The 18,807-nt window shown below is 28.7% G+C and carries 18 protein-coding genes; 2 read left to right on the top strand and 16 right to left on the bottom strand.

What is annotated here, in order from left to right:
* Window positions 1-275: 275 nt before the first annotated feature.
* From IC213_RS18290 to IC213_RS18235, 12 genes are all read right to left on the bottom strand, one after another.
* Complete coding sequence (locus IC213_RS18290) at window positions 276-1,280, bottom strand: nucleoid-associated protein (protein WP_227434024.1); 1,005 nt, start codon at window positions 1,278-1,280, stop codon at window positions 276-278.
* Window positions 1,281-1,294: 14 nt separating this feature from the next.
* The gene (locus IC213_RS18285) at window positions 1,295-2,197 is read right to left on the bottom strand and encodes an RluA family pseudouridine synthase (protein ID WP_227434023.1); all 903 of its coding nucleotides are present in this window, start codon (window positions 2,195-2,197) and stop codon (window positions 1,295-1,297) included.
* A 178-nt stretch (window positions 2,198-2,375) separates the two neighbouring features.
* The gene (locus tag IC213_RS18280; RefSeq protein WP_227434022.1) at window positions 2,376-3,551 is read right to left on the bottom strand and encodes an acetyl-CoA C-acetyltransferase; all 1,176 of its coding nucleotides are present in this window, start codon (window positions 3,549-3,551) and stop codon (window positions 2,376-2,378) included.
* A 91-nt stretch (window positions 3,552-3,642) separates the two neighbouring features.
* Entirely contained in the window at window positions 3,643-4,488 is an 846-nt protein-coding gene (locus IC213_RS18275) for a 3-hydroxybutyryl-CoA dehydrogenase (RefSeq protein WP_227863368.1), read from the bottom strand.
* Window positions 4,489-4,588: 100 nt separating this feature from the next.
* Window positions 4,589-5,386, bottom strand: coding sequence for an enoyl-CoA hydratase-related protein (locus IC213_RS18270; RefSeq protein WP_227434020.1), 798 nt, complete (start codon window positions 5,384-5,386; stop codon window positions 4,589-4,591).
* Window positions 5,387-5,404: 18 nt separating this feature from the next.
* On the bottom strand, window positions 5,405-6,415 hold the full coding sequence (locus IC213_RS18265) for an electron transfer flavoprotein subunit alpha/FixB family protein (protein ID WP_227434019.1): 1,011 nt from the start codon (window positions 6,413-6,415) through the stop codon (window positions 5,405-5,407).
* A 17-nt stretch (window positions 6,416-6,432) separates the two neighbouring features.
* The gene (locus IC213_RS18260) at window positions 6,433-7,215 is read right to left on the bottom strand and encodes an electron transfer flavoprotein subunit beta/FixA family protein (protein WP_227434018.1); all 783 of its coding nucleotides are present in this window, start codon (window positions 7,213-7,215) and stop codon (window positions 6,433-6,435) included.
* 56 nt (window positions 7,216-7,271) lie between these two features.
* Window positions 7,272-8,408: an acyl-CoA dehydrogenase gene (locus IC213_RS18255; RefSeq protein WP_227434017.1), complete on the bottom strand. Its 1,137-nt coding sequence runs from the start codon at window positions 8,406-8,408 to the stop codon at window positions 7,272-7,274.
* A gap of 695 nt (window positions 8,409-9,103) precedes the next feature.
* The gene (locus IC213_RS18250) at window positions 9,104-9,571 is read right to left on the bottom strand and encodes a YbaK/EbsC family protein (RefSeq protein ID WP_227863367.1); all 468 of its coding nucleotides are present in this window, start codon (window positions 9,569-9,571) and stop codon (window positions 9,104-9,106) included.
* Between the two features lie 85 nt (window positions 9,572-9,656).
* Window positions 9,657-10,199, bottom strand: a complete 543-nt coding sequence (locus IC213_RS18245) for a hypothetical protein (protein ID WP_227434015.1) — start codon at window positions 10,197-10,199, stop codon at window positions 9,657-9,659.
* Between the two features lie 35 nt (window positions 10,200-10,234).
* Complete coding sequence (locus IC213_RS18240) at window positions 10,235-10,930, bottom strand: ABC-2 transporter permease (protein WP_227434014.1); 696 nt, start codon at window positions 10,928-10,930, stop codon at window positions 10,235-10,237.
* Window positions 10,930-11,790 carry an ABC transporter ATP-binding protein gene (locus IC213_RS18235; protein WP_227434013.1) on the bottom strand — a complete coding sequence of 287 codons (861 nt, stop codon included), beginning with the start codon at window positions 11,788-11,790 and terminating at the stop codon, window positions 10,930-10,932. Before IC213_RS18235 ends, IC213_RS18240 begins: the two co-directional genes overlap by 1 nt.
* 136 nt (window positions 11,791-11,926) lie before the next feature.
* Between IC213_RS18235 and IC213_RS18230 the strand changes: the two genes are divergently transcribed.
* Both IC213_RS18230 and yfcE read left to right on the top strand, forming a co-directional pair.
* Window positions 11,927-12,727, top strand: coding sequence for an NAD(+)/NADH kinase (locus tag IC213_RS18230; RefSeq protein ID WP_227434012.1), 801 nt, complete (start codon window positions 11,927-11,929; stop codon window positions 12,725-12,727).
* Between the two features lie 23 nt (window positions 12,728-12,750).
* The gene (gene yfcE, locus IC213_RS18225) at window positions 12,751-13,317 is read left to right on the top strand and encodes a phosphodiesterase (RefSeq protein WP_227434011.1); all 567 of its coding nucleotides are present in this window, start codon (window positions 12,751-12,753) and stop codon (window positions 13,315-13,317) included.
* 372 nt (window positions 13,318-13,689) lie between these two features.
* On the opposite strand, the gene IC213_RS18220 is transcribed toward yfcE, so the two are convergent.
* The 4 genes from IC213_RS18220 to IC213_RS18205 all read right to left on the bottom strand — a co-directional run bounded on the left by IC213_RS18220 (window position 13,690) and on the right by IC213_RS18205 (window position 18,723).
* Window positions 13,690-14,742, bottom strand: a complete 1,053-nt coding sequence (locus tag IC213_RS18220) for a cell wall-binding repeat-containing protein (protein WP_227482159.1) — start codon at window positions 14,740-14,742, stop codon at window positions 13,690-13,692.
* A gap of 209 nt (window positions 14,743-14,951) precedes the next feature.
* Entirely contained in the window at window positions 14,952-16,178 is a 1,227-nt protein-coding gene (gene pepT, locus IC213_RS18215; protein ID WP_227434009.1) for a peptidase T, read from the bottom strand.
* An 88-nt stretch (window positions 16,179-16,266) separates the two neighbouring features.
* Window positions 16,267-17,319, bottom strand: coding sequence for a sporulation integral membrane protein YtvI (gene ytvI / locus IC213_RS18210; RefSeq protein WP_227434008.1), 1,053 nt, complete (start codon window positions 17,317-17,319; stop codon window positions 16,267-16,269).
* Between the two features lie 150 nt (window positions 17,320-17,469).
* A complete protein-coding gene (locus tag IC213_RS18205; RefSeq protein WP_227482158.1) occupies window positions 17,470-18,723 on the bottom strand; it encodes an HlyC/CorC family transporter in 1,254 nt (417 codons plus the stop codon).
* Between the last annotated feature and the right edge of the window lie 84 nt (window positions 18,724-18,807).

The raw sequence follows: 18,807 nt of genomic DNA, 5'->3' as shown, positions 1-18,807 counted from the left end.
TCTTTGACTAATTGTTTTCTTAAAGTATTCATAAAAAATCTCCTTTACGACATTTGATTATATTTAAATCATTGCCATAAAGAAGATTTTTATTAACCTTGAAGCACAAATTATTTTACATTACCCTACAAATATAAATAGTCTGTGTCTACTTCTACTTAATATTTCTATTAGAAGTTTACACAGACTAATCTACATTTTATTTATAACTATATTAACTATACATTTCTTCTAACTTAATTTATATCCAATCCTATAAATTACTCAAATTAAGATTACTTTTCTTCATAAAATGTTACATTCTTTATTACTATATCTATAGTTCCATCTTGATTTTGCTTTACAGTATATTTCATTGGGTCTTCAAAATCAGTTAGGTTCCCTTTTATATCAAAGCCATTATCAGTTTTTATACTTCTCTTTTTGAGCTTTTTCTCAACCCATTTTTTATCTATGCTAAAACCTTCATCAAGACCTTTTTCTTCCATATGCTCTTTAAAACTACCTTTTAATTCTTCATCCTTAATTGAATTATCAACAAAATCATTTATATCAATTTCATGTTTTTCTTTTAATGTATAATTTAATATACTTCTTACATCTTCTGCTTGTTTTATATCATTACTAAGAGCATTAGTTATCCAATTTTCGGCTGTATTTTTAAATACTTTTGTCTTATACTTATCATCATCTATTTTTTTAGCATGCAAAAATTCTGTTACAAACTTTGATTCTGAACCCTCTTTTTCTGCATCTTTGTCTAAGAGTCTTAGATGAAACTCATCATTCATTCCACTTAATCCAATTAAAGCTCCTTGTTTTTGTCTTAAAGTCTCTGGAATACCAATTTCATTTGATACCATTTGAATATTAAATTTATCATCTACAAACTCAATTGAATGAGTATACAATTTTTTATAATCTAATTTCAATATAGCAACACTCTTTTCATCTTTTACAGTATACAAGCAAATTGCCAAATCACAAGATTCTAATGCTGCATTAATCTTCATAACATCAAACAGATAAGATGCTATTTCTTTAGAGTTTTTTAAAAATGAACTTTCATCATATATTATTTGTTCACAACAATTTTTAATTAAATTGTCATTATAATCTTTAAAAATCCCTTTTCTTAAATCTTCATCCTTTGAAATTCTCTTTATTGCTTTTTGAAAAAATCCATCTACTTCTTGATTAACTTTACCTTCAAAATCATTTAATATTGGAACATCACTATTCTTATCCAAAACATGTATTATAAATTTATGTATTATCATATATATCACCCCATCTATCTTAATTTCGATATTAACTCTTGCATATCCTTTGGTATATCTGTTTTAAATTTTAAAATTTCTTTTGTTCTTGGTTGTTCAAACTCTAAGCTATATGCATGAAGAGCTTGCCTATTTATAAGATTTCCATCTATATAACCATATAACTCATCACCTATTATTCCATGACCTATATGAGCCATATGAACCCTTATTTGATGTGTTCTACCAGTTTCTAGCTTTACTTCTAGTACAGTTGCATTTTTTAATCTTTCTACTACTTTATAATGAGTAACAGATGCTTGCCCTCTTTCATCTATTACTCTCTTTATTGAATCCTCTTCAGGTCTATAAATTGGTTCATTTATAGTTCCCTCATCTTCATCTATAATCCCATTCACTACTGTTATATATGTTTTTTCAACTTTGTTTTCACTCATTGATATAGACAAAGTATGGTGTGCATAAGCATTTTTTGCTACTATAACAAGTCCTGAAGTGTTCATATCAAGTCTATTTACAAATCGTATTTTTACATTTTCTTTATGCTTCTCTATATAATAACTAATACCATTTGCTATTGTATTATCATAGTGACTTTTAGTTGGATGAACTACCATAAATGGTGGCTTATTTACCATAATTATATCAAAATCATCATATATTATTTGTAAATTTAAATCTTGTGGCTCAAAATTTGCTTTTTCTTCTTCTATTTTTACCTCTATTAAATCCCCACGAGACACTTTTAAACTTGGCTTTTTATATACACCATTTACTAATACACTTTTTTCTCTTTTCATTTTTGATAGTGACCTAACCGAAAAATTTAGCTTGTCCAGCAAAACTTCTTTTAGAGTCATTTCTTCTTCATTTGTATAGGATATAAGATTATATTTTTGATTTTCTTTTTTAAACAAACTTTTACCTACTTTCTTTTATATCTTCAAAACCATGATATTATATATTTTACACTATTTTTGTTTAATAGATAATAATTATTTTTTAACCATAAAAACCTGTAAGAATAACAAATAGTTACTCTTACAGGTTAAGTTCATGGTTAAATGTTTAATTTTTAAAAATTATAATCTAAAACTATCTTTTAACTATTAAAGTAGTTCCCATTCCACCACCTATACAAAGTGTAGCTAAACCAGTTTTAGCATCTCTTCTCTTCATTTCATATAAAAGTGTAGTAAGTATTCTTGCTCCTGAGCATCCTATTGGATGTCCTATAGCTATTGCTCCACCGTTAACATTAACTTTAGCCATATCTATGTTTAAATCTTTTACTACGGCTATAGATTGAGCAGCAAATGCTTCATTAGCTTCAACTAAATCTATATCTTCAATAGTCATATTAGCAGCTTCTAAAGCTTTTTTAGTTGCTGGAACTGGTCCATAACCCATTATTGTAGGGTCAACACCAGCTGTTCCATAAGAAACTATAGTTGCAAGAGGTTCTATTCCTAATTCTTCAGCTTTTTCTTTAGCCATTACTACTAACATAGCAGCACCATCATTGATTCCTGATGCATTACCAGCAGTAACTGTTCCATCTTTTTTAAATGCAGGTCTTAATTTAGCAAGTTTTTCTATTGTAGTACCAGGTTTAATATACTCATCTTTGTCTACTACAGTGTCACCTTTTCTTCCTTTTATAACCACTGGAACTATTTCTTCGTCAAATTTTCCTTCAGCTTGAGCTTTTTCAGCTTTATTTTGACTTGCAAGGGCTAATTCATCTTGTTCTTCTCTAGTTATATTCCATTGCTCTGCTATATTTTCAGCAGTTATACCCATGTGATAGTTATTGAATATGTCTGATAATCCATCTTTTATCATTGAATCAACAAAAGCAGTATCACCCATTCTTGCACCATATCTAGCACTTGGTACTAAATAAGGAGACATACTCATGTTTTCAGCTCCACCAACTAGCATTATATCAGCGTCCCCTAATGCTATAAGTTGAGATGCCATTGAAACAGATCTTAATCCAGAACCACAAACTATATTTATAGTCATAGCTGGTTTTTCTACTGGTATTCCTGCACCTAATGCTATTTGTCTTGCTATATTTTGACCAAGACCTGCTGTAAGTACTCCTCCTAAAAGTGATTCATCTATCATATCTGGAGTTATATTAGCTCTTTTTATAGCTTCTTTAGCTGCTGTTATACCTAAGTCTACTGCTGAAACTGATTTAAATGCTCCTCCAAAACTTCCTACTGCTGTTCTAGCTGCACTGGCAATTACTACTTCTCTCATATTCATTACCCCCATTAAATTAGATTTTTATCAGATTTTTGAGATTGTTTTTTTTTAGACAATATCAGTTAAATTTTTTAGATTTCAGTTCTTATTTATTATAATCATAGAATCCTATTTTAGTTTTTCTTCCTAATTGATTAGCTCTAACCATTTTAGCTAAAAGTGGATGAGGTCTATATTTAGTGTCTCCAAATTCAGTGTATAAAACGTTCATTATAGCTAAAACAACATCTAATCCTATTAAATCACCTAATGCCAAAGGTCCCATTGGATGGTTTGCACCTAGTTTCATAGCTTCATCTATTTCTTCTTTACTTGCAACGCCATCTGCATATATACCAACAGCTTCATTTATCATAGGTATAAGTATTCTGTTTACTACAAATCCAGGAGATTCAGATACATCTACTGGTACTTTATTGATACTCTTAGATAATTCAAATACTGTATCAAAAGTAACTTTTGATGTTAATTGACCGCTTATAACTTCAACTAATTTCATCATAGGAACTGGATTGAAAAAATGCATTCCTATAACTTTATCTGCTCTATTAGTAGAAGAAGCTATTTCTGTTATAGATAATGATGAAGTATTTGTTGCTAAAATAGTATCGTCTTTACATAACTCATCTAATAATTTAAAAACATCTTTCTTTATGTTCATATCTTCTACAGATGCTTCTATTATTAAGTCCATGTCTTTCAAATCTTCATAGTTAGTAGTTGAACTAACATGACTTAATATTTCTGCTTTTGTAGTTTCGTCCATTTTTCCTTTAGTAACCAATTTAGTTAAATTTTTATCTAATAAGCCTAAACATTTATCTATAGCACCTTGAGTTCTACTCTTTAAACATACATCATGACCACAACTTGCAAAAGTTTGTACAATACCACTTCCCATAGTTCCACTACCTATTACAGCTAATTTCATAGTTATAACCTCCTGTTATTTTAGTATTTATATTCTGTTAACTAGATTAAAGTATTTATTCAATCTAGTTAACAGCAAATATATTTTTAATTAGATTTGTTTATCCTTTTATAAAGTTAGCTTCTCTTTTTTCAATAAAAGCTGACATTCCTTCTTTTTGGTCTTTAGTTGAAAAACAAAGTCCAAAGAAATTAGATTCTATATCTATTCCAGTATCTATATCAGTTTGAGCACCAAGTTGTATAGCTTCTTTAGAGTATCTAACTGCAAGTTGAGCATTTTTAGCTATTGTTTTAGCTAGTTTTTCAACTTCTTCCATTAAAGCTTCTGGCTCGACAACTTTATTTACTAGCCCTATTTTTTCAGCTTCATCAGCTTTTATAACTTGACCTGTAAAGATTAATTCTTTTGCTTTTGCCAGTCCAACCAGTCTTGTAAGTCTTTGAGTTCCTCCATACCCTGGAGTTATTCCAAGGGTTACTTCTGGTTGCCCAAATTTAGCTTTAGCAGATGCAATTCTTATATCACAAGCCATTGCTAGTTCGCATCCTCCACCTAAAGCAAATCCATTTACAGCTGCTATTATTACTTTTTTACTATCTTCTATTTCTCTAAAAGCTTTAGCTCCTAGAAGACTAAAATCTTTAGCAGCTACGGCATCTAAATCTTTCATATATGCAATATCTGCTCCAGCTACAAATGCTTTTCCTTCCCCTGTCAGTATTACTACATCAATAGTTTCATCATTATTAATATCAGCAAATACTTCATAAAGTTCTTCTAAAGTTTTTGAATTTATTGCATTAAGGGCTTTAGGTCTATTCATTTTCACTGTACATATATTTTCATTTACTTCAACAGCTATATTCTCATAAACTTTAACATCGCTTGTACTCATAATACCCTCCCCAAGAAATTAGTTAGCTAAAACTTCACCTTTTTCTTTTGCAACACTTAATTGACTTATAAGTTCTGGAAGTACTTTGTGAACATCTCCAACTATACCAACATCAGCATATTTAAATATTGGAGCTTCTGGATTTTTGTTTATAGCAACTATAAACTCAGCATCTTCCATACCAGCTATATGTTGTATTGCTCCAGATATACCACATGCTATATAAAGGTCTGGTCTTACAGTTTTACCAGTTTGACCAACTTGTCTTGCTTTATCTAACCATCCTGCATCTATAGTTGCACGAGAACCAGAAACTTCTCCACCTATAACTTCAGCTAATTCATAAAGTATATCTAAATTTTCTTTTCCGCCCATTCCACGTCCAGCAGAAACTAATATTTTAGCATCTTCTATTTTAACTTGTTTTTTAGCTTCTTTTATTATTTCTACAACTTGAACTAATTTGTCAGCCTCAGTAAATTCTACTTTAAAACGATTAATTACAGCTTCTCTAGTTTCATCAACTTCATTTTTCTTCATAACGCCTGGTCTAACTGTAGACATTTGAGGTCTGAAATCTTTACAAACTATTGTTGCCATTATATTTCCACCAAAAGCAGGTCTTGTCATTAATAATAATTTTGTATCTTCAGCTACTGCAAGTCCTGTACAGTCAGCAGTAAGTCCTGTATGTACTCTAGCAGATACTCTAGGTGCTAAATCTCTACCTATTGAAGTTGCTCCAAATAATACAACTATTGGGTCCGCTGCTTTTATTGCTTCATATGCAGCCTTTGTATATGGTTCAGTTGTATACACTGCTAAAGCTTCATCATCTACTACTATTACTTCATCAGCTCCATAATGTGCTAATGTATCTATTAAATCTTCTACCTTACTACCTAAAAGTAATGCAGAAACTTTTGTATCATAATCTTTGGCTATTTCTGTTGCCTTTCCTAATAATTCTAAAGAAACAGTTTGAATTACATTTTCTCTTTGTTCTATTACTACTAAAACATTACCCATTCTTTATCCCCCCTTAATTATATGATATATTTTTCTTTTAATTTATCTATAATAATTCCAGCTGATGCTTTTGCATCTTCGTTGTATATTGTACCAGCTGGTTTAACTGATTTCGTAAATGATTTAAATACGCTAGTTGGAGAACCTTTTAGACCTAAGTTAGAAGGGTCAACTTCTATATCTTTTACAGTCCAAGTTTCTACTACATCATTTTCAAAAGAATCATATATTCTTCCAACCTTCATGTATCTTGGTGTGTTCATATCTTTAAGAGTTGTTATAAGGCATGGCATTTTAACTTTTAAGTCATGACAACAATCTTCAAATTGTCTTTTTACTAAAACATATTCGCCTTCAGTTTTTATTTCTTCAGCATATGTTATTGATGGAAGTTTTAAATGTTCAGCTATTTGAGGTCCAACTTGTGCAGTATCACCATCTATAGCCTGTCTTCCAGCTATTATAATATCAAAATCTATATTTTTTAATGCTCCTGCTAATGCTGATGAAGTTGCCCAAGTATCAGCACCTGCAAAGGCTCTATCTGTTAATAATATTCCTCTATCTGCACCCATTGCTAAAGCTTCTTTTAAAGCCATATCTGCTTGAGGAGGTCCCATTGTTATTACAGTTACATGAGCTCCCATTTCTTCTTTTAATCTTATCGCTTCTTCTAAACCTGCTTTATCATCAGGGTTTATTATACTTGGTACTCCATCTCTAATTAAAGTACCTGTATTAGGATCTAGTTTAACTTCTGTTGTATCTGGAACTTGTTTTATACAAACGACTATCTTCATAAATCCTTCCTCCATATCTATTTTAATATCGACCTATTGTGTATATTTTAATATCTCTATTTTAATAATTTTCCTGAAATAACCATTCTTTGAACTTCACTAGTTCCTTCATATATTTCAGTTATCTTAGCATCTCTCATCATTCTTTCTACTGGATAATCACGAGTGTATCCATATCCACCATGAAGTTGTACAGCTTTTGTAGTAACTTCCATAGCTGTTTCTGCTGCAAATAATTTTGCCATTGCTGCTTCTACTCCATAAGGTTTTCCTAAGTCTTTATTTATAGCTGCTTGATATACAAGATGTCTAGCCGCTTGTATTCTAACTTCCATATCAGCTAATTGGAATTGTGTATTTTGGAATTTTGATAGTGGTCTACCAAACTGTACTCTTTCTTTTACATATTTAACTGTTTCATCAAGAGCACCTTGTGCTAAACCTAAAGCTTGTGCTGCAATACCAATTCTACCACCATCAAGAGTAGACATTGCTATCTTAAATCCTTGGCCTTCTTTTCCAAGTAAATTTTCTTTAGGTATTCTACAATCTTCAAATATTAATTCACTAGTAGCTGAACCTCTTATACCCATTTTCTTTTCTTTAACACCAAAGCTAAATCCAGGAGTTCCTTTTTCAACTATAAATGCTGAAATTCCTCTATTACCTTTAGATTTATCAGTCATTGCCATTACTACATATATGTCACCAGCTATTGCATTTGTTATAAATATTTTTGAGCCATTAAGTATGTATTCATCTCCATCTAAAACAGCAGTAGTTTGTTGTCCAGACGCATCTGTACCAGCATTAGGTTCAGTAAGACCAAATGCTCCTAATTTTTCACCACTTGCTAATGGTCTTAAGAATTTTTGTTTTTGTTCTTCATTACCATATTGATATATAGGCCATGAACCAAGAGATGTATGAGCTGATAATATAACTCCTGTAGTTCCACAAACTCTAGACAATTCTTCAACAGCCATTATATAACCTACAGTGTCTCCACCTTCTCCACCATACTCTTTTGGATACGGTATACCCATCATTCCTGCCTTTGCCATTTTTTCCACTGTTTCATAAGGAAATCTTTCTTCTTCATCAAGCTCTGTTGCTAAAGGTTTAACTTCATTTTCAGCGAAGCTTACATATAACTCTTTAAGCATCTGATATTTTTTAGAATTTAAATCCATAATAGCCTCCTCAGTATTTTATAAATATTTTATTTTCATTTATTAATTAAAATCTCGGCAACATCTATAATAAAGTATTTGAGTATACGTCGAGAAATTTATAACCTTAATTAAAGTCCGCCCTATATTTATATGCAATTATATTAACCGATTATGACATTAATTTAATTATAAATTGTTAATTTAAAGTCAACTGTTCTTAAAAAAAATCTCGCTTTTTGGAATTTTGTGAAATTTCAAGCTAGAATAAGACTTCTCTCACAATGGTTATAGATAAAATAATTTGTTTATGATGTTCATTCTAGGGTATATCAATAGTAAATGTTATGTATATTAGTATTTCAACCCATATATAAATTTTTTCTATCATATCAAAATTATTTTAATAGAGCTAAATAATCATATTTTTTCGTGATTATTTTTGTTTTTTAAATATCTTACATTTATAATAGTATCACTCAAAGGATAATTTTTCAATAATTTCTAATTATTTTTTTAACAATATTTACTACATTTTTTCCATTTTTTTGTCATTTTTTTATTATTTTGAAGAAAAATCAGAATTTTTTAACTTTTTTTTGGATTATTAGTTTAAATTAGATTTTTCTCTTAGATTTATAAATATTTTCCACATAAAAATATCCCCACACAGACTGTATACAGGGATATTTTTTTACTAATTTTCACTATATTTTTTACCAATTTTTACAAACATCTACCCATTTCTCACACTTAGAAAATTTCTCCATTTCATCACATGTAAGTTCTATTGCTGAATTACTGCTACCACATGCAGGAAATACTGTATCAAATCTCTTCATTGAATCATCTAGATATACTTTTAAAGGATTTTTTAAACCAAATGGACAAACACCACCAATAGCATGTCCAGTAAAATTTAGAACTTCTTCTGGTGCTAACATTTTAGCTTTACAACTAAACTCATCCTTGTATTTTTTATTATCAATCTTAGCATCTCCAGCTGTAACAATTAAAATTGCATCCTCTCCTATTTTAAATGAAAGAGTCTTAGCGATTCTAGCTGGAATAACTCCTGCTGCTTCTGCCGCAAGTTCTACAGTAGCACTAGATTGTTCAAACTCTAGTATGCTATCTTCCCTTCCAAATTCTTTAAAATACTCTTTTACATTGCTTATTGACATTGAACACCCTCCTAACCTGAATATTTATAAATTTCATACTATTTTAATTATATATGCAATAACTTTATTTTTCAATTTTTTCAAATTACTCCATAACATTGGAATTCCATACATCATTATTTTTTCTAACTACTAGATATAAACCTTTTGCGATAGGCATTTCCACAGTAAATTCGCCCTTATATTCTACACTCATACCAGAGTCATTAAAATACCTGTAGTCAAAGTTTAACCCCTTTGGAATCACAAAATCGACATAACCTTGATTATTCGACTTTATCCCATAGTTTAAGGTTTTTTCAGTTATAGAATTTTTTTCATTAAACAAATCTATATTTACATAATAAGAGCATTTATTCTCTCCTTTTTTACTCTCAATACAATTCTCAAATCTCATTTTTGCACTGTTTAACCTATATCTGTATTTACTATTATTACTTATTTTGAATCTTATAACAGTACCAATTTCTTCGCTTCTTCTGCTATCAAAATCAAAAACAATTTCCTCTAAATGATTTATTTCATAATCTTTGACACTTACCATATCTCTATATGCTAATTTATTTATAGCTATGAATAGTGTAAAAACTCCCAAAATAAAAATTGAAACTTTTATAAACTTATTCATTTCTAATCTCCTTATATTTTACGCTATAATATTAATTAAAAACTTTTATAATTAAACTTATTTTTTTTTGAAATCTTAATAGAAAAATACATAGATATTATAAAAATCATTATAGTCAAAAATGTAATACTATATAGATTTATATATCTAGTATTAGTCATATCAGTAATATAATTTGAAAGGTATACGCCTCCTACCTTACTATAATTAACATGCTTTACTTGATATACTATCATACTAACCATTCTTAAAATACTCCCATATACAAAATAAACTAAAATACTTATTATTAATCCACAAATTTTCATTTTGCCATATCCAAATTTAAAAAATAAAGGAAGTACTATTGATAAAATTGCTAAAAATATATTTATAGAAAAGAACACATCATTTAAAACCATGCTTCTAAAAAACACTAATGATGTCAATTTACTTATTAAAGATGCAATTGTTGTTATAAAAATTATTAATCCCACACCTAATAAATACTTTGAATACACTATATCTTCAATACTAACTGGCATACTTCTTATAAATATTCTTGAATCACTTTCATAATCACATTCAAATGTATTTACAAAAATCAAATAACTTATGACAACACTTACAGTATAATACGAAATTGAATTAAGGAAAAAATAAAAAATAAAAAATAGCAATATGTACTTCAAATTACGAATCCCATCTGAACTAACTCCTACTATTAAATCTTTTCTTATCAAATTGAACATTATTTCACCTCATTTACATAATAATACATTAGTTCTTCTATAGTAGGATTTTTAACTTTATGTTTATCAATTTCTATCAATAAGCTTTTTACTTTTAAGCTATCTCCAACTTTTAGTAGTGCTTCACTATAATATTTATACTCTTTTACACCCACTATATTTTCTTTAATTTCGTCTAATTCTGCTTTATTTGCCCTAATTATTTTATATTCCTGCTCTATCATATCTTTCTTTATTGTAAAAATTTGATTTCCTTTATTTACAAAAATAAGATAATCCGCAATCCTAATTAAATTATCAGTATTGTGAGTTGAAATTATTACACTACTACTCCCATTTTTCACAAAATCTTTTAGATACTGCATTATTTCTTTTCTTACAATTGGGTCTATTCCAGCGGTTGGTTCATCCAAAATAAGTAGTTTTGCATTATGGCTAAGTGCATTTGCTAACATAAGCTTCTCAGATTGTCCTTTGGATAAATTCTTAATATGTATATTTTCTTCTATTTCAAATTTTTCAAGATATTCATCAAATCTTTCTCTATCAAAATTACTATAAAATAAAGATACTATTCTTCTAAACTCTTTCACCTTCAAATGCGGATAAAATTGTAAAGAATCATATACAAAACCAATATTGTTTTTAAAACTTACTGGAGAGTTGTCAATTGTTTCATTACAAAGTTCAATTTCACCTTCATCAGCATCAATAATCCCCATTATAATTTTTATTAAAGTTGTCTTTCCAGAACCATTTGGTCCTATAACTCCAATAATCTCTCCTTCTTTTAATTCCAAGTTTATATTATTTAATTTAAATTTACCTAATTTTTTTGTGATATTTTTTACCTTAAACACGTCTTCACCTCTTATGTAATTTTTTATACCCCCTATACATATTTTAACACATTCACAACAAGCTAGGTCATTTATAAATTTATAAATTAAGAGTTATAAAACTATGTTATAATACAAAGTATGAAGAGGTGAATATATGAAAAGAATTATAACTATAAATGCAAACCAATTAAATAAGTCCCTTGAGACTAAAGAACTCTTAACTAGAAAACTTGTCAACGCTGGCTTTGAGGTGTATTCAGATATTTATCCAGATACAGAACTTATTATATCAATTGGCGGTGATGGCTCTTTTTTAAGAACAGTTAGAGATTTCGATTTTCCTGAAATTCCCATAATGGGTATAAATACGGGACATCTGGGATTTTTTCCTGATATTTTACCAGATAAGATTGATAGCTTTATTGAAGCTTATATAAAAAAGGATTATATTATTCAAGAAATGTCACTTCTTAATGCTGAAGTATATACAACTACTAGCGGCTCTAACATGCTTGCTGTAAATGAAGTTGTTATAAGAGGAGACAAGTCTAGAACTATACATCTTAATCTAAGCCTTGATGATAAACATATACAAAATTTTAGTGGAGATGGTATGATTATTTCTACTTCCACAGGTTCAACCGCCTACAACTATTCTGCTGGTGGTAGTATTGTTGATATAAAACTTGAACTTATGCAGATTACACCTTTACATCCAATAAACACTAATGCATATAGATGTTTTACATCAAGTATAATATGTTCAAATGAATCTGTTATAAAAATTGCACCAGAATACAGATTTGAAGATTCATTATTGATTGTTGTTGATGGTGTTGAACACAGATTTAGACAAATTGAAAATATAAAAGTTAGCATGTCTGATGCAAAAATAAAATTACTTAGGATGTCAAATTACGAATTTTGGCATAGAGTATCTGAAAAATTTTTATAGACTGCACTTAGGAGGATTTTAATATGAAAATAGGAATAATGAGTGATACTCATGGTAGTTTACTTTACTTTGAAAAAGCATTAAATGTATTATCTGATTGTGATATTCTTTTACATGGAGGAGATGTATTATATCATGGTCCTAGAAATGATATTCCAGAAGGATATAACCCTAAAAAATTTATTGAAGTATTAAACAAATTAGAAAATATTATAATTGTTAAAGGTAACTGTGATGCAGATGTCGACCAGATGGTAATAGAACATCCTATTCAAAGTCCTTATGTCATGAGCCAATTTGGAGAAATTAGGATTATATTAAATCATGGTTATACAGAAACAGAAGAAGAAATTATTGATAAATCAAAGAAAATGGGTGCTGACATATTAGTTTTAGGACATACTCATGTAAAGAAACTATATATGGATGACAATTTAATAGTTATAAACCCTGGAAGTACTTCTATCCCCAAAGATGGAAGCCATTCTGTAGCAATTATAGATATTATAAAAACTGATGATGAAGATGAACTTGAACTTGATATCAATTTAATCGATATTAATACTGGAAATATAATCAATATTAACTAAATGTAGTATTCCATAAGAATGTATTAAAAACGTTAAAGGCTAATACTTAAAACATATAGAGTAAATTTAATTACAAAAGTAAAATATATTATAAAAAGACACTTTACACTAAAGTGTCTTTTCTATTCTATATCATCAGAAAACTGTATAACAACATACGATATTGTAAAGTATCACAAAATTTCTACTAATTATGTTTTAAATAACTTCATCTGTATAACCTACAATATTATAAAGTGTATATTTGCACAAAAACAAGTAAACTAGGCTATTTGCAACTTAATTAGAATTTCAAATACATTAATTCAAACTTCTAATTAAACATAACTTAGTTTACTTGTCTCTATTATATAATATTGCTAATTGATAAAACTACTGTAATCCTAATGCTTCTGTATAAGGATTACTATTTTTTCCTCCACCAACTTGTACAAACTTATTTGCTTTTACTTTCTTTATAAAACTTTGTTGCCCATTACTTAAACTTCCACTTGCAAGAATGACAGGCGATTTTGTTTTTGCTGCCAATACTCCAGCAGCAAGCCCATCAACTAAATCAGCTTCTCTACCACTTCCATCCTTTGCAAAATACATATTACTAACCTTACTTAATTTTCCATAAAATTTTTCTAAAACTTTAGCATTTGTGTCTTTTCTATCTGTTCCAGCTAGTCTTTCTGAATTTACTAGTTGTCCCTCAAGTTTTTTGCTTATATTATATTCTCCACCTATTATGTATGTCTCATTTGAATTTTGTGTTATAAAACTTTTAGCCTCACTTCGTATACTATCTTTACTTGCATATATTATAGCCATATTATCACTTGCAGCTGGACTTGATATAGAAGTTGCATCTGCTAGACCATTATAGCCATTAACTACTGCTATTTTTGAAACGCCTAAATCTCCTGTATCATCCAATTGTTTAGTAAGAAGCAAAGAAGTTTCTTCTCTATCTGCTCCTCCAATTCTGCTTACTAAAACACCTGTATCTTCAAGATATTTTTTTACATTTGATGAAATTGCTCCTTCACTTCCAATTAAAATAATTTCTTCAGGATTAAGTCTTGTTATCTCATCTGCTACATTTTCTGGTACATTATTTTTATTAGTAAGTAGTATTGGAGCATCCAATTTGCTTGCCAAAGGAGTTGAAGCTAGTGCATCTGGTAATGAATTTGAATTTACTAGAAAAACCCTCTCTGAGCCATTATTCCATCCACTTTGAGATATTTTTATAGCTGTATCAAATCTATCTTCCCCAATTAACTTTTCTCCCTTTGGAGATTTTCTGTTTTGAATATAGCTATTCATATTTTCCTGCGAATTTTGATTCTTGCTAGTTGTATCTGCATATACACAGCTAGGCATTACAAGCCCTAATACAAGTGCAAATACCATTATTTTTTTAGATTTAATTTTCAATATAATTCCCCCTTATTTAAAATATTAATACTTATAGACACTCTGCAATACTTATTTATACCCCAAAGTAAATATAATTACCTTTTATCAAGATAATTATAAAATAGCTACATCATCTTAAATACAAAACAAACTTATAATCCATTTGTTTCATAAAGAATGATATAGCTATTATAACTTTAAACTCTTAATTTTTGAATACTTTTTAACTAAACTCTTTCAGCATATTTTTCAGCTATTCTTATAATTAATTTAGTAGCTTTCTCCATAGAACTAACTGGAATACATTCATTTTTACCATGGAAGTTTAATCCTCCCGTAAATATATTTGGACAAGGTAGTCCTTCAAATGATAGTCTTGCACCATCAGTACCACCTCTTACAGGAACTAAACGTGGCTTTATGCCTACTTCTTCCATTGCCTCTTTGGCTATATCAACGATGAACATAACTGGCTCAATCTTTTCTTTCATATTATAATAAGAATCTTTTAAGTCTAGTTCCACTCTATTATCATATTTCTTATTTATTTTTTCTATATTTTCTATCAATATAGATTTTCTTTGTTCAAATTTTTCTCTACAATGGTCTCTAATAATATAAGCCATGCTTACAGTTTCAACATTTCCATTTATAGTATTTAGATGCCAAAAGCCTTCATAACCTTCTGTTGTTTCTGGTCTTTCATCCGCTGGGAACATTTCTGATATTTCAGCTGCTATATGTATAGCATTGACCATTTTATTCTTAGCTGAACCTGGATGAACGTTTCTACCATGTATAGTAATAGTTGCATTTGCTGCATTGAAGTTTTCACATTCAAGTTCTCCAACTACTCCTCCGTCTAAAGTATATGCATATTTTGCTCCAAATTTTTTAACATCAAATAGATTTGCACCTCTTCCAATTTCCTCATCAGGTGTAAATCCTATTTTTATATCTCCATGCTTAATTTCAGGATGATTGATTAAGTATTCTATTGCAGTTACTATTTCGGCTATTCCAGCTTTATCATCAGAACCAAGCAAAGTTGTTCCATCAGTAACTATTAAATCATCTCCTTTAAATTCTACTAATTCTGGAGAATCTTTTATATAGGTAACAACATTTAATTCTTCATTTAAAACTATATCTTTTCCATCATAATTTTTTATTATTCTTGGTTTAATATCTTTTCCACTTATATCTTCAATTGTATCCAAGTGTGATATAAACCCTATAGTATCTACACCTTCAACATTTCCTTTTAAAGTAGCCATTACATAACTGTTTTCATCTAAACTTACTTCATCAATACCAATTGATTTTAACTCTTCAACTATATATTCAGCTAAAACTCTTTGACCTTCTGAAGATGGACAATTTTCACATTGAGAATTCGATGTTGTATCAAATGATACATACTTTAAAAATCTTTCTACTACTTTTTGCTTCATGCATATACCTTCTTTCTTACAATATTAATGGAATTTTTATTTATTAGTGAATAAAATTTTACTACAAAAATATATTAATTATTTATAGTTAAAAGATATCCACCTTCTTAAGTATATCATGCATACATACCAAACCCAAACAAAAAATTACTCCTATTATTCCCTTTACCTGAATTCCAATAAAAATTGCAGCCAGTGTTGCTAATGGATTTAACCCAACATTTACTGATACTAATTTAGGTTCAAGTATTTCTCTTATCAGAGACAAAACAAAAAATATTATAGTCATACTTACAGCTATAAAATAATTTTTTATAAGAAAATAGTACACGATTATTGGAAGGTATATTGTTATTATTCCTAAAAATGGAATTAAGTCCATTAAAGCTCCTACAAAAGCTACTATAAGACCATATTTCAATCCAAATATAGCAAAACTTCCCCATATAGTAAAAAAAGTTATAGCCATAAGTATTGTATAAGCTCTTATATACCCTACAAGAGAAAGACCTGCTTCCTTCTTTACATTCTTTACCTTTTTTCTTACATCACTAGTAAACATATTATAAAAATTATTTTCAATTTTATCTAAATCTTTTGCTATAAAATATGTAGCAATAAACAAAGTAATTATAAATATTATAATATATGGAATAGAAGTAGCCAGTCCAATTATACTTGTAAGGAGATTTTTTGTAATATGCATTACTTCATTACTAAACTTACTTACTAATTGTTCTATATCAAAGTTAGCTATTTCTTGAAATGATTTCATATAGTTATTTACTTTATTTAAAAAATACATAATTGTATTGCTTATATCTTCAGGGTTAGCAGATATATTATTTAGGAATCTCATTAATTCTTTCACTGAATTTATTGCTATTATTGTAGTAACTGTACTTACTACTGCTACTGCAAGAAAACTCAAAACTAATGTAGATACACCCTTATTGATGCTAAACTTATTTTCTAATTTTTGGGATATAGGATTAATCATAAGAGCTATTATTCCACCTAAAAAAAATGGAGCTATGTATGGAAACGCTTTATAAATAAAAATAAACAACAATGTGTATATACAAAAAAAGATAGTGTTATTTTTTAATTTGTATAAAAAATCATTTTCTAATATATTCATCTTAAAAATCTCCTTCCTTCTAATTTATATTTCTATTTTGTCCATTTAATACTAGTTTTATTTGAATATAAAATAAAAATAAGTGCATTAAATATAGAATTTAAATTCTACATTCAATGCACTTATAATAAATTTAAGAACATTATTACATCATGTATATATTCTTATTTTTTTTATTCTGTTTTTTTCTATACTTTCTATACAAAATCTTATATTATCAACTTCAATTACTTCATTTTCTTCTGGCAGTCTGCTTAAATGTCCAATTATAAACCCACCTATAGAATCAAATTCTTCAGATTCTAAGTTTACACCTATAAGTTCATTGACATCACCAATTTTAGTACTTCCATCTACAATATACTCATCTTCTTTTATAACTTGTATTTCATCTTCTTCTTCATCATATTCATCTTCTATATCACCAACAATTACTTCTACTAAATCTTCTATAGTCAAAAGCCCAGATGTCCCACCATATTCATCTACGACTATAGCCATTTGACTTTTTTCAAGTTTCATCTCTTCAAGAAGCTGTGTTATCTTTTTAAACTCATATGTGAAAAATGGTTCTCTCATATAATTTTTAATATCAAATGACTCTATTTCCTCATCTGATAAAAATATAATATCTTTTATATTAAGTATTCCTATAATATCATCTACAGTTTCTTCATATACAGGCATTCTACTTAGTTTTTCTTCTTTAAATACTTGTATGATTTCATCGTAACTATCTTCCATATCTATAGCTACCATATCTATTCTCTGTATCATTGCATTTTTAGCTTGCATATCTCCAAATTCAAATACATTATTTATGATTTCTCTTTCTTCCATTTCAAGGACGCCTTCTTCATGGCTTACATTTACCATAGTTTTTAATTCCTCTTCAGTTATAAATGACTTGGCTCCTTTATGTGTTATACCAAACAATTTAAATATAACATTCGTAATTATATTAAATACCCATACTACTGGTCTTAATACAAATATAATTACTCTTATAGGCTTAGATACCAAAAGAGAAACCTTTTCTGAGTTACTTGCTGCTATAGTCTTTGGAGTAATTTCACCAAATATTAACACTAGTACTGTCATAACAGCTGTAGCAATTGCTACTCCTTTTTCTCCCATCAACCCTATAAACAGTGACGTTGATATGGATGTTGCTGCTATATTTACAACATTATTTCCAACTAATATAGAACTTAAAAGTTTATTTGGGCTTTCTATTAATGAACTTACTAACTTAGCTCCTTTGACTCCTTCATCTTGCATATATCTTATTCTGATTTTACTTAAAGACATTAAAGCTGTCTCTGATGCTGAGAAAAATGCAGACCCCATAAGTAATACTACTAAAATTATAATCTGGACCAAACTATTGGGCGATTCCAACACTTACCACACTCCTACTTACTTGTTTTTTTATATTGACATTAATTATAAATAAATTTAATATTAGTTTTAATTATATCACAATTA

The organism is Clostridioides sp. ES-S-0049-02, from assembly GCF_020658465.1.
Taxonomy (GTDB): domain Bacteria; phylum Bacillota; class Clostridia; order Peptostreptococcales; family Peptostreptococcaceae; genus Clostridioides.
This window is presented reverse-complemented; position numbering and strand designations above follow the sequence as displayed.

Coding starts and splice junctions, on each gene's coding strand:
- IC213_RS18230 (WP_227434012.1), top strand. CDS start 11,927: ATGAAAAGAATTATAACTATAAATGCAAACCAATTAAATAAGTCCCTT.
- yfcE (WP_227434011.1), top strand. CDS start 12,751: ATGAAAATAGGAATAATGAGTGATACTCATGGTAGTTTACTTTACTTT.
- IC213_RS18260 (WP_227434018.1), bottom strand. CDS start 7,215: ATGAAGATAGTCGTTTGTATAAAACAAGTTCCAGATACAACAGAAGTT.
- IC213_RS18290 (WP_227434024.1), bottom strand. CDS start 1,280: ATGATAATACATAAATTTATAATACATGTTTTGGATAAGAATAGTGAT.
- IC213_RS18250 (WP_227863367.1), bottom strand. CDS start 9,571: ATGTCAATAAGCAATGTAAAAGAGTATTTTAAAGAATTTGGAAGGGAA.
- IC213_RS18275 (WP_227863368.1), bottom strand. CDS start 4,488: ATGAAATTAGCTGTAATAGGTAGTGGAACTATGGGAAGTGGTATTGTA.
- IC213_RS18270 (WP_227434020.1), bottom strand. CDS start 5,386: ATGAGTACAAGCGATGTTAAAGTTTATGAGAATATAGCTGTTGAAGTA.
- IC213_RS18240 (WP_227434014.1), bottom strand. CDS start 10,930: ATGTTCAATTTGATAAGAAAAGATTTAATAGTAGGAGTTAGTTCAGAT.
- IC213_RS18265 (WP_227434019.1), bottom strand. CDS start 6,415: ATGGGTAATGTTTTAGTAGTAATAGAACAAAGAGAAAATGTAATTCAA.
- IC213_RS18255 (WP_227434017.1), bottom strand. CDS start 8,408: ATGGATTTAAATTCTAAAAAATATCAGATGCTTAAAGAGTTATATGTA.
- ytvI (WP_227434008.1), bottom strand. CDS start 17,319: ATGAATATATTAGAAAATGATTTTTTATACAAATTAAAAAATAACACT.
- pepT (WP_227434009.1), bottom strand. CDS start 16,178: ATGAAGCAAAAAGTAGTAGAAAGATTTTTAAAGTATGTATCATTTGAT.
- IC213_RS18280 (WP_227434022.1), bottom strand. CDS start 3,551: ATGAGAGAAGTAGTAATTGCCAGTGCAGCTAGAACAGCAGTAGGAAGT.
- IC213_RS18245 (WP_227434015.1), bottom strand. CDS start 10,199: ATGAATAAGTTTATAAAAGTTTCAATTTTTATTTTGGGAGTTTTTACA.